We start from the raw sequence: 11,458 nt of genomic DNA on the forward strand, positions 1-11,458 counted from the left end.
CATCACCTGCAAAAACTAGAAATTAAGTAATAAATTCTGTTCTTTTTTTTTCAAGCCACATGAATAAGCAACATCAAAACCATCATATAAGCACAATAAAAAATCCCCCAGCAAGCGAACTTGCTTGTTGGGGGATTTTTAATCATTCAGAAAATTAACTATCGGAAATATTAGTTTTTATCCGACTTGTCCTTGTACATTTCTTCGATTTCATCTTGATACTTGTCGTTAATCACCTTACGACGCAGTTTTTGTGTCGGTGTCAGTTCACCATCGTCCATAGAGAAGGCTTTCGGCAATAACTTGAACTTCTTCACTTGCTCAAACTTCGCCAACTCTTTTTGTAAGTCATTGACGCGCTTTTCTAGCATTTCGACTATCTGATGGTGCTTAATCAACTCGACCCGATCATGATATTTGATGTTGAGCTCTTTAGCGTATTCTTCTAACGAGTCATAACACGGCACTATCAGAGCAGAGACAAATTTGCGCGTATCCGCAATAACAGCAATCTGCTCGATAAAGTGATCTTTGCCGATTGCGCCTTCAATCATTTGTGGAGCGATATACTTACCATTCGACGTCTTCATTAGCTCTTTGATTCGATCTGTAATGAACAAATTGCCATTCTCATCGATATGACCAGCATCACCTGTTTTCAGAAAGCCATGTTCGTCAAAGGTTTTCGCTGTCTCTTCCGGCATTTTATAGTAACCACGCATGACCATTGGACCACGAACAAGAATCTCGTTGTTCTCACCAATCTTGACCTGAGCGCCCGGCATCGCCATACCTATTGAGTCAGGATTGAAACATTTATCATCCCAGCACGATACGGTCGCTGTGGTCTCTGTCATGCCGTAACCCAACTTTACGTTGATACCAATTGCATGGAAGAAGCGACCGATGGTTTCATCGAGCTTAGCGCCACCACACGGCATGAAATTGATTTGACCGCCAAGCAAAGCACGTAGCTTTGACAAGACCAGTTTGTCTGCCAATGCATGCGCTTTCTTCAGAGCAATGGAAGGTTTGCGCCCTTCTTGATGGCACAATGCCATTTTGGCACCCATATTTACTGCCCAAGTAAATAAAGCTTTGCGAATAAATGGTGCTTTAGCCACTTTTTCATGAATCGCTGAGAAGATCTTTTCGTAGAAGCGAGGCACCGCACACATCACTGTCGGGCGTACTTCACTCAGGGCTTCACGAACTTGCATAGTGTCTTGTAGGTAACAGTTCGTCGCCCCTTTGTACAGCACGTAGAACGTCCAAGCGCGCTCAAATACATGCGAAAGAGGTAAGAAACAGAGCGACACATCAGATTCACTCAAACTTAATCTCTGGTCGTGGCCTTCCAACTGCGCAGCAATATTCGCGTAATCCAACATTACGCCCTTAGGCTGCCCAGTTGTACCCGATGTGTAGATAAGTGTTAGTAGGTCGTCGAAGCATACCTGCTCTAATCGGGCATTCAATTCTGGTTGATGCATTTCGTTCGACTGAGCAATGAATTTTTGCCAACCAATAGCAAAACTATGTTCGCCAACTTGTACGTCATCGGACATAGCCACAATCAGTTCTAATTGTTCGCATTGGTCAAAGATGGATACAGCTGCGTCAAATTGAGCTTGCTCACCGACAAATAATACTCGGACATCCGCATTCTGCAGGATGTAAGCTGACTGAGCGGCAGTGTTGGTTGGATAAATAGGTACTGTGACGGCACGCAGTTGTAATGCTGCGAAATCTGCCACTGTCCACTGTGGCATGTTGTTGGAGAAGATACCAATCTTGTCTTGGACTCGTATTCCCTGAGCCAATAGTGCAAATGAAAGAGAATCAACTTGCTGACCAAACTGCTTCCAGCTAATACCATTCCACATGTTGCCCACTTTATGTTTGAGCGCAATGCGGTCGCTGCCTTTCGCAATCTGTTCTCGAATTCGTTTTACAATGTGAAAATCTAGGTTGGCCATCTTTACTACCTTTAGCTTACACCTGTAAGCTTTATTAAGCGCACAAGTGTACATTTCGGGTTAGAAAAGGCAACTGATGAGCATCAAAGTTATCAATTAAAATAGTAAAAAACCTTGAATGGCGCGAACCATCCAAGGCTTTTCCTATCAGTGAATACTGACAATTACTTTAGGGCAACCACTTCGCCGCAGATCATCATCAGCTGATCGCGCAGCCAGATATGCCCCTTGTCTTTTCCGCTTGATTCATGCCAGCTTAAGAAGCCACTGATTTGACCGTTTTCATACGGGAACTCGATGACTTGCAACTGCTCCTTGTTTGCTGCATTTTCGACCATCCAGCGTGGCGCGATTGTCACTAGCTCAGATTGACCTACAACGTAGAGAACGTTGCTTAGGCTCGTACCCTCATAGTATGCCTGAACATCCAGATCTCGGTACGCTTGCTCAGAGAAGCTACGCTGACCGTGAACTTTAGATAACTTAGCATGACGTTCACCAAACAATTGTGCTGGGCTTACTGACCCTTGAATACGTGGGTGTGCTTTAGATGCCACTACAACCAACTCATCTTGGAAGATTTCTGTGCTTGAAAAGCCTTGCTCATCAAAACGCGCATAATCGATAACAAAGTCGATCTCTTGGTAACGCATTCTCTCTGCAAGTTGGCGATCGAATTCAGCATCTAGGTGGAGCTGTACATTAGGTGCAAGCTCGTGAATCGTTGACATTATCTTTGGCGCAAAACGCATGTCACATGGGCTGCAAATTGCCAGTTTGAATAGACGAGTAGATGTCTCTGGAGAGAAAACTGAGCTTGGTAATTCATTACGAATAAGTTGCAGAGCCTGACGAACAGGACCAAACAGCTGACGAGCTCGTTGGGTCGGTTGAATACCGCGCCCCTGACGCATAAATAGCTCATCATTAAACATCACTTTAAGACGCGCTACAGCGTTACTTACTGCTGGCTGTGACATACCCAGATTATGCGCAGCGCGAGTGATGTTTTGTTCTTGCATGACCGCATCGAACACAGTTAAAAGGTTTAAATCTACTCCACGTAAAGTACTTTCCATGCGGTAGCTAGCGATAGCACTCATAGACTCTTTTTTGTCAATCATTGGGCAAGCCTCTTTAATTCATCAACGTAAATGGTTACTAACTTCAAAATGAGTTGGGAATAGAAAACCAAAGGTTCGCCGCATCCATTATATTTAGTTGTTAGATGCTTTATGGCGAATCACTACTATCAACGAATAATTCAGCAATTAGCAATAAGATTGACAATTAATCAGTATTTTTTACTTAACTCGACACTGAACCCTTCAAAAGCAATTACTTAAAAAGATCATAAAAAAATATCAAGGCCGTTTTTATAGTGATTATTAGATCTATTTGATATTAATTCCTAACTTATTTTCAGAAAGGGATTTATTGACGGGACTTATCAATAACAATAACAACGTAAAAATGGCATCAATAGTTTGAAGCCATTTTACGCTAAGAAAGAAGATCTATACGTTAATCACATAGCTCGGGAAATCGACTTTTTCCCACAGGCTCTCAGTCAATAGAGATTGGTCGTCCCAATTGCCTTGTTTAATCCAGCTCACGATCGCTGCGGCCACATCAGGATATTGGACACTTTCAGCCGAGTCTTCATCAAGCCATCGCCTCACTGCGGATGCATCTAAATCATCCATACACGATGCCAAGCCAAGTCCTTCCAATGTCGCGACATTACTTATCTGCTCAAACTGGCCACTTAAAGGTTTAAGCAACAGTTTTTTTCCTAGAGTCAACGCCTCTGAAGGCAGCTCAAATCCCCCATTTGCAATAACACCTTCACAACGCTGTAAATGGGATTGAAACGAGTCGAGGCTAAGTGGCAAACAGTGAATATTGGCAAGCACTTGAGGCTCTACAATCTCTGGGTGATAACATACAAACTTCTGATTTGAGAAGCGTAGCAACAAATCCGTGATGTCAGATAAGCTTTCAAATGGCAAGTAAACGAGCACATAGTCTTCTTCCCTCCAGTGCCCTTTCTCAGTGTGAATAATCGGAGGGAGGATAGGCTGGTCAAAGTGATACCAATGCAAGCCAATATGGTGTGTGGCCGGAGCAAAATGCTTAATAACCAGTTTGTCCAGCCAACTCGCTCCTTTGATCGGTACCGAGTAGCGAAAAGCATTTTGATGACTAATACTGATCGAGGGAATCTTCTGCCTTTTAGCGGCCCAAGCAGATACCGGCTCAAAATCATTCAGTACTAAGTCATAATCGGACAAATCAAACTGACTGACATCACGCCAAAATTTCCAAAGATTATTCGACACCAGTGTCTTAGCCATATCTACCCTACCTTTGTGGGTAGCAAATGAAAGACCTGCCCGAGTTTGAAAATGACCGAATGCTTCCATCGAGAAATAGTGCTGCTCATTTCTTCCCGTAAAGAGGTAATCAACATCTAAACCTTCATTAGCGAGACATTTTGCCATCGCACGAGCACGCGCAATATGTCCATTGCCTGTCCCTTGAACTCCGTACAATATTTTCATCCATTCATCCCCAATGCGATCAGAGCGAACTGCGCGCTACCGACTCCAAGCAATACGCCGATAAGAACGTCCGTTAAGAAATGAACGCCTAACAAAATTCTTGAGCTTGCAATCAAGGCCGCCCAAACAAACGCAAATAGCTGCCATTCCATATAAAAATGACCGATGACAGTCGCCATCAGGAAAGCGGCGGCAGTATGCCCAGACGGCAGACTATAGCGGTCTGAAGGTGTAATAAAAGAAGTGACTAAATCGGAAAGCTCTTCTGGGCGACGACGTTTAAATAGGTTTTTAGCCAACCAATAGATCGGCAGTTCTATAACAAAAGCGCACAAACCAACAGCAAGAAATGTTCGCCCTTCCACACCACCATAAACAAAAGCGAAAAGTCCGAGCAAAGCGTATAGATGGCCATCTCCCGTGTGAGAAATCACCTTACTTAAACGCGACACTGGATAACAAAATTTATGTTGTAAACAGAATAGGGAAAACGCTAAATCAAACTTAGCAATGGGCTCCATTGAACGCATTTCCAGCTCCTTTTATTACCTATCTTGCTTAAACTTAATTCGAGTTGGTGACAGGCAGGTGAAACTTTGACTGAGTTTCGATGACAAGCTCACCAGCATGAACGAGTGGTCATTGGTTCAACCTATTCTTCCAGAGCACATTACTGAAATACCAACCGACGATTCATCTGTTAAACTGGCAGTTTGCCGCTGGAACTGATCTAAGATGAATAAAAAACACACTTTAGGGTTGACGTTGTCCGTTGAGTGCGGTACTAATTTGTTAACTTAAATATGTGGATTATTTAACGCCCCTAAAGGAATCGTTACAATGATGAACCGTTTTTCTATCCTGCTGAGCCTCCTCCTTATCGTGACATAATCGCGCGGGTAGGCTGTGGAAGAAAAACAACCACACAGAATTACAACAAACCCGCACTCAGATGCGGGTTTTTTTATATCTAAATACCGGAAGTAAACGATTAACTCGTGCAGATGCACATAATCACTAAGGAAGTAAACATGAATGATCAAGTCATTATTTTCGACACCACCTTGCGTGATGGCGAACAAGCGTTGTCAGCAAGCTTGACGGTTAAAGAAAAACTGCAGATTGCCTATGCGCTTGAAAGGCTCGGCGTTGATGTTATTGAAGCGGGTTTTCCTGTTTCTTCTCCTGGTGATTTTGAGTCGGTACAAACCATCGCTCGCAACATTAAGAACAGTCGAATTTGTGCCCTTTCGCGAGCCGTTGCGAAAGATATTGATGCCGCAGCCGAAGCTTTAAAAGTTGCAGACCAGTTCCGAATCCATACCTTTATTTCTACTTCCACCGTTCACGTTCAAGACAAACTTCGTCGCAGTTACGATGACGTCGTCGAAATGGGTGTAAAAGCAGTCAAACATGCTCGTAATTACACCGATGATGTCGAGTTTTCTTGTGAAGATGCGGGGCGTACACCCATTGATAACTTGTGTCGCATGGTTGAAGCCGCTATCAACGCTGGTGCAAGCACGATCAATATCCCAGACACAGTTGGCTACACAGTGCCAAATGAATTTGGTGGCATTATTCAAACCCTGTTCAACCGAGTGCCAAATATCGACAAAGCGATCATTTCGGTACACTGCCATGACGACTTAGGCATGTCAGTAGCAAACTCCATTGCTGCTGTACAAGCAGGTGCTCGTCAGATTGAAGGCACCATTAATGGTATTGGCGAACGTGCTGGCAACTGCTCACTTGAAGAAATCGCAATGATCATCAAGACCAGACAGGAGCTACTTGGTGTTCACACTGGTTTAAAGCATGATGAAATCCATCGCACCAGTAAATTGGTTAGTCAATTGTGCAACATGCCGATTCAAAGCAACAAAGCAATAGTAGGTGCGAATGCATTTAGCCACTCATCAGGCATTCACCAAGATGGCATGTTAAAGAACAAGAATACCTACGAGATCATGACACCTGAGTCGATAGGTCTTAAGAATCAAGCGTTGAACCTAACTAGCCGAAGTGGACGTGCAGCAGTGAAAAGCCATATGGATGCAATGGGCTACAAAGAAGATGAGTACAACCTAGATGCACTTTATGAAGACTTCTTAAAGTTGGCTGACCGTAAAGGCCAAGTGTTTGATTATGATTTAGAAGCCTTGATGCATTTCTCTAATCTACGTGAAGAAGATGACTTTTATAAATTGAACTATCTAAGCGTTCAGTCAGGAAGCGTAATGGCAACCACAAGCATCAAGATACAGTGTGGTGATGAGGAAACTTGTGAAGCCGCAGTCGGTAACGGTCCTGTTGATGCTCTTTACCAGTGTATCTATCGTGTAACTGGTTATGATATTGTTCTAGATAAGTTTGATTTAACCGCGAAAGGCGAAGGTGAGGATGGCTTAGGTCAAGCTGACATCATCGCTAACTACAAAGGTCGCAAATATCACGGCACAGGTGTTTCAACTGATATCGTAGAAGCTTCTGGTCAAGCGCTATTGCATGTGATTAACAGCATCCATCGCGCCAACAAAATCGAAGAAATCAAACAGAAAAAAATCGCAACAGTATAAGTGAGACTCCAAGGACGCGAGTCGCCTTGGAGGAAAATAAAAATTAAAGGATTACCATGACAGACAAATCATACAAAATTGCTGTACTACCCGGTGACGGCATTGGCCCAGAAGTAATGTCACAAGCACACAAAGTGCTAGACGCTATCGAGAAAAAATACGCGATCGAATTTGTGCGTGAAGAACACGATGTTGGTGGCATTGCGATCGATAACCACAGTTGCCCATTACCAGACAGCACAGTGAAAGCTTGTGAAGAATCTGATGCCGTGCTTTTTGGTTCTGTTGGTGGCCCTAAGTGGGAACATCTTCCGCCTAACGATCAACCAGAACGTGGTGCCCTACTTCCACTACGTAAACACTTCCAGCTATTTTGTAACCTTCGCCCGGCGCAAATCCATAAAGGTTTAGAAGCATTCTCTCCTCTTCGTGCAGATATCTCAGAGCGCGGATTCGACATTGTTGTTGTGCGTGAGCTAACTGGTGGTATCTACTTTGGCCAGCCAAAGGGACGCGAAGGTGAAGGCGCAAATGAGAAAGCATTTGATACCGAGGTTTATCACCGTTACGAGATCGAACGTATTGCTAAGATTGCGTTCGAGTCAGCCCGCCTTCGTAACAACAAAGTATGCTCGATTGATAAAGCGAACGTGCTGCAAAGCTCTATCCTTTGGCGTGAAGTGGTTGAAGAGATCGCGAAAGACTATCCTGATGTTGAGTTGTCGCATATGTACATCGACAACGCCACAATGCAACTCATCAAAGACCCATCGCAATTTGACGTCATGCTATGTTCGAACATCTTCGGTGACATCATCTCTGATGAGTGTGCAATGATCACAGGTTCAATGGGAATGCTGCCTTCAGCCTCTCTTAATGAAAGCAAATTTGGCCTATACGAACCAGCGGGCGGAAGCGCACCAGACATCGCGGGCAAAAATATCGCTAACCCAGTGGCGCAAATCCTGTCAGCAGCTCTGATGTTACGTTACAGCCTAGGTGAAGAAGCGGCGGCTCAGGACATCGAAACAGCGGTATCAAAAGCACTATCAGCAGGGGAATTAACCGCAGATCTTTCAGGTGACAAGCCGGCGCTATCCACCTCTGAGATGGGCGACAAGATTGCAGAGTACATTCTTAATTCGTAGTAAACCAATTTAATAATAATGACTTAGCAGTAGGTAAGCCGTTACCTGCTGCTATACACAGGAAAGTAATAATGGGCAAAACACTATATGAAAAAGTCTACGACGCTCACGTCGCCGTAGCCGCAGAGGGTGAGAACCCAATTTTGTACATCGACCGCCATTTAGTTCATGAAGTAACATCACCTCAAGCCTTTGATGGCCTGCGAGAAAAAGGGCGTAAAGTACGTCAGGTGAGTAAAACCTTCGCTACGATGGATCACAACGTATCGACCACGACCAAAGACATCAATGCGTCAGGTGAAATGGCACGTATCCAGATGGAAACGCTATCGAAGAACTGTGAAGAGTTTGGTGTCACCCTTTACGATATCAACCACAAATACCAAGGTATCGTACATGTCATGGGGCCAGAACTTGGTATCACTCTACCTGGTATGACTATCGTTTGTGGTGACTCACATACGGCAACACACGGAGCTTTTGGTTCACTAGCGTTTGGTATCGGCACTTCAGAAGTTGAGCATGTTTTAGCAACTCAGACTCTAAAACAAGCTCGCGCTAAAACCATGAAGATCGAAGTTAAAGGCAAAGTAGCACCGGGCATCACAGCCAAAGATATCGTATTGGCAATCATCGGTAAAACTACCGCCGCTGGCGGTACAGGTTACGTTGTTGAGTTCTGTGGTGAAGCCATCACTGACCTTACAATGGAAGGTCGAATGACAGTCTGCAACATGGCGATTGAACTAGGTGCTAAAGCTGGCTTAATTGCGCCAGATGAAACCACATTCAACTACGTTAAAGGTCGTAAGTTCTCTCCTCAAGGTGCAGATTTCGATGCAGCAGTAGATTACTGGAAGACCTTAAAAACCGATGATGATGCCGAGTTCGACGCTGTCGTTACACTAGAAGCCGCAGATATTAAACCTCAGGTCACTTGGGGAACGAACCCAGGTCAAGTTATCGCTGTTGACCAACCTATCCCTGCGCCAGAAAGCTTTACAGACCCAGTAGAAAAAGCTTCAGCGGAAAAAGCACTTGCTTACATGGGATTAGAGGCGGGCAAATCACTTTCAGAATACTCAGTAGACAAAGTGTTTGTCGGCTCTTGTACTAACTCTCGTATCGAAGATATGCGCGCTGCTGCGCAAGTCGCTAAAGGTCGTAAAGTGGCCGCTCATGTTCAGGCTTTGATCGTTCCAGGTTCAGAGCAAGTGAAAGTGCAAGCAGAAGCGGAAGGTCTGGATATTATCTTCAAAGAAGCTGGGTTTGAGTGGCGCCTGCCTGGCTGTTCAATGTGCTTAGCAATGAACAATGACCGATTAGGTCCACATGAGCGTTGTGCATCAACATCAAACCGTAACTTCGAAGGCCGTCAGGGCCGTGATGGTCGCACCCACCTAGTTAGCCCAGCAATGGCTGCGGCCGCTGCGATCGCTGGTCATTTTGTCGACATTCGTAACTTGGATTAAGGAGAAACAACATGTCAGGTTTTAAACAGCATAAAGGCTTAGTTGTTCCTCTAGACGCAGCAAACGTCGACACCGATGCAATTATCCCTAAACAGTTCCTACAGAAGGTATCTCGGTTAGGTTTTGGTAAGCACCTTTTCCATGATTGGCGTTTTCTTGATGACGCTGGCAAACAGCCAAATCCAGAGTTTGTAATGAATGCACCGCGTTACAAAGGGGCATCTATCCTGCTTGCTCGTGAAAACTTTGGCTGCGGTTCATCACGTGAACACGCTCCATGGGCGCTTGCCGATTACGGCATTCGCGCAATGATAGCTCCAAGCTTCGCAGATATTTTCTACGGTAACTCTATCAACAACCAAATGGTTCCGGTCCGCTTAACTGAGCAAGAAGTTGATGAAATCTTCAAGTTTGTTGAAGCCAACGAAGGTGCTGAAGTCGAAGTTGATCTCGAAGCAAACAAAGTACGAGCAAATGGCAAAGAGTACTCATTTGAAATCGATGAATTCCGCCGTCACTGTCTACTAAACGGTTTAGACAACATTGGTCTGACTCTTCAGCACGAAGACAAAATTGCGAGTTACGAAGCTAACATTCCAAGCTTCCTCAAGTAATCCAATCTGCAAATAAAAATAAAGGTTAGCTCAGGCTAGCCTTTTTTGTTGGCCGCTGAAACAAACACTCGATAAGCTAGGTCTAGTAATAAAAGCTTATCACTAAGGGAATTTAACTAATGGTACGTATCGTTACTCTGCTGCTCACTCTGATCTCTTTTCATACTTTTGCAGCGCCTAAATCGGAGTTGTGGCCTTTTTGGCAACAAGCAAACCAGAGCAACCAAGCCAGTATTTCCCATCAGGCATGGCAAACTTTCCTTGATAGCTATCTAGTTACAGACAGTGACTACACGCTCGTCAAATATGACGACGTTTCCGAACAAGACAAACAACAACTAGACCTGTACATCTCTACTCTTGCCAAGATCGATCCTCGAACATACTCACTGGATGAACAGTATGCCTACTGGGTTAACCTATACAATGCAATCACAGTTCAACTCATTGTCGATGCCTATCCAATTAAGTCGATTACCAAGTTAGGTGGCCTTTTTAGCTTTGGTCCATGGGGAGATGAAGTGATTACTGTGGCTGGACAACCGCTTTCTCTAAATGACATAGAGCATCGTATCTTACGCCCTATCTGGAACGATCCTAGAACACACTACGCAGTTAACTGTGCAAGCTTAGGTTGCCCTAACTTACAGAGCCAAGCCTTCACCGCCGCGAACACAGAACAGCTATTGGAACTCGCTGCAAAGCAGTTTATCAATAGCGATAAGGGTGTGTTAGTAAATGGTGACAATATCCGCCTCTCATCTATCTATGATTGGTTTATCGCTGATTTTGGCGATCAACAGCAGCTAGTTACTCATATCAATCGGTATCGCAAGCAACCGATCATATCGGTTAAAGGAGCGAGCTATGAGTATGATTGGGATTTAAATGTGAAGAGATAAAAGCGCTTTTAAAACGGTGAAGGTGCGTCGCAGGCAACCTGTAGTCGAAGTGCACAATACGCGGATAAAACAAAAAGACCCCAGCATTTCTGCTGGGGTCTGGAATAAGTGGCGGAGCGGACGGGACTCGAACCCGCGACCCCCGGCGTGACAGGCCGGTATTCTAACCAACTGAACTACCGCTCCGCACTGGTTAGAAT

The 11,458-nt window shown here is 44.5% G+C and carries 9 protein-coding genes and 1 tRNA gene; 5 read left to right on the forward strand and 5 right to left on the reverse strand.

Annotation, left to right across the window (positions count from 1 at the left end):
* Positions 1-170 precede the first annotated feature (170 nt).
* The 4 genes from DA100_RS09210 to DA100_RS09225 all read right to left on the reverse strand — a co-directional run bounded on the left by DA100_RS09210 (position 171) and on the right by DA100_RS09225 (position 5,073).
* Positions 171-1,979, reverse strand: coding sequence for a long-chain fatty acid--CoA ligase (locus tag DA100_RS09210; protein ID WP_138971869.1), 1,809 nt, complete (start codon positions 1,977-1,979; stop codon positions 171-173).
* Positions 1,980-2,143: 164 nt separating this feature from the next.
* Positions 2,144-3,103 carry a transcriptional regulator LeuO gene (gene leuO / locus DA100_RS09215; protein WP_138971870.1) on the reverse strand — a complete coding sequence of 320 codons (960 nt, stop codon included), beginning with the start codon at positions 3,101-3,103 and terminating at the stop codon, positions 2,144-2,146.
* 393 nt (positions 3,104-3,496) lie between these two features.
* On the reverse strand, positions 3,497-4,543 hold the full coding sequence (locus DA100_RS09220; protein WP_138971871.1) for an MJ1255/VC2487 family glycosyltransferase: 1,047 nt from the start codon (positions 4,541-4,543) through the stop codon (positions 3,497-3,499).
* Positions 4,540-5,073, reverse strand: coding sequence for a phosphatase PAP2 family protein (locus DA100_RS09225; RefSeq protein ID WP_138971872.1), 534 nt, complete (start codon positions 5,071-5,073; stop codon positions 4,540-4,542). The genes DA100_RS09220 and DA100_RS09225 overlap by 4 nt, the downstream gene beginning before the upstream one ends.
* Positions 5,074-5,574: 501 nt before the next feature.
* Between DA100_RS09225 and leuA the strand changes: the two genes are divergently transcribed.
* From leuA to DA100_RS09255, 5 genes are all read left to right on the forward strand, one after another.
* Complete coding sequence (gene leuA / locus DA100_RS09235) at positions 5,575-7,122, forward strand: 2-isopropylmalate synthase (protein ID WP_138971873.1); 1,548 nt, start codon at positions 5,575-5,577, stop codon at positions 7,120-7,122.
* A 56-nt stretch (positions 7,123-7,178) separates the two neighbouring features.
* Positions 7,179-8,270, forward strand: coding sequence for a 3-isopropylmalate dehydrogenase (gene leuB, locus DA100_RS09240; RefSeq protein WP_138971874.1), 1,092 nt, complete (start codon positions 7,179-7,181; stop codon positions 8,268-8,270).
* Positions 8,271-8,341: 71 nt separating this feature from the next.
* The gene (gene leuC / locus DA100_RS09245; RefSeq protein ID WP_138971875.1) at positions 8,342-9,742 is read left to right on the forward strand and encodes a 3-isopropylmalate dehydratase large subunit; all 1,401 of its coding nucleotides are present in this window, start codon (positions 8,342-8,344) and stop codon (positions 9,740-9,742) included.
* An 11-nt stretch (positions 9,743-9,753) separates the two neighbouring features.
* A complete protein-coding gene (gene leuD / locus DA100_RS09250; protein WP_138971876.1) occupies positions 9,754-10,356 on the forward strand; it encodes a 3-isopropylmalate dehydratase small subunit in 603 nt (200 codons plus the stop codon).
* Between the two features lie 119 nt (positions 10,357-10,475).
* Positions 10,476-11,258 (forward strand): DUF547 domain-containing protein, encoded by a 783-nt coding sequence (locus tag DA100_RS09255; protein ID WP_138971877.1) that lies wholly within the window; start codon positions 10,476-10,478, stop codon positions 11,256-11,258.
* A 109-nt stretch (positions 11,259-11,367) separates the two neighbouring features.
* On the opposite strand, the gene DA100_RS09260 is transcribed toward DA100_RS09255, so the two are convergent.
* A tRNA-Asp gene (locus DA100_RS09260) sits at positions 11,368-11,444 on the reverse strand.
* Between the last annotated feature and the right edge of the window lie 14 nt (positions 11,445-11,458).

The sequence above is a fragment of the Vibrio sp. Hep-1b-8 genome (assembly GCF_006124995.1).
Lineage (GTDB): Bacteria > Pseudomonadota > Gammaproteobacteria > Enterobacterales > Vibrionaceae > Vibrio.

Excerpts from the sequence above, each read along its gene's own strand:
- leuA (WP_138971873.1), top strand. The coding sequence starts at position 5,575 with ATGAATGATCAAGTCATTATTTTCGACACCACCTTGCGTGATGGCGAA.
- leuB (WP_138971874.1), top strand. The coding sequence starts at position 7,179 with ATGACAGACAAATCATACAAAATTGCTGTACTACCCGGTGACGGCATT.
- leuC (WP_138971875.1), top strand. The coding sequence starts at position 8,342 with ATGGGCAAAACACTATATGAAAAAGTCTACGACGCTCACGTCGCCGTA.
- DA100_RS09225 (WP_138971872.1), bottom strand. The coding sequence starts at position 5,073 with ATGCGTTCAATGGAGCCCATTGCTAAGTTTGATTTAGCGTTTTCCCTA.
- DA100_RS09220 (WP_138971871.1), bottom strand. The coding sequence starts at position 4,543 with ATGAAAATATTGTACGGAGTTCAAGGGACAGGCAATGGACATATTGCG.
- leuO (WP_138971870.1), bottom strand. The coding sequence starts at position 3,103 with ATGATTGACAAAAAAGAGTCTATGAGTGCTATCGCTAGCTACCGCATG.
- DA100_RS09255 (WP_138971877.1), top strand. The coding sequence starts at position 10,476 with ATGGTACGTATCGTTACTCTGCTGCTCACTCTGATCTCTTTTCATACT.
- DA100_RS09210 (WP_138971869.1), bottom strand. The coding sequence starts at position 1,979 with ATGGCCAACCTAGATTTTCACATTGTAAAACGAATTCGAGAACAGATT.
- leuD (WP_138971876.1), top strand. The coding sequence starts at position 9,754 with ATGTCAGGTTTTAAACAGCATAAAGGCTTAGTTGTTCCTCTAGACGCA.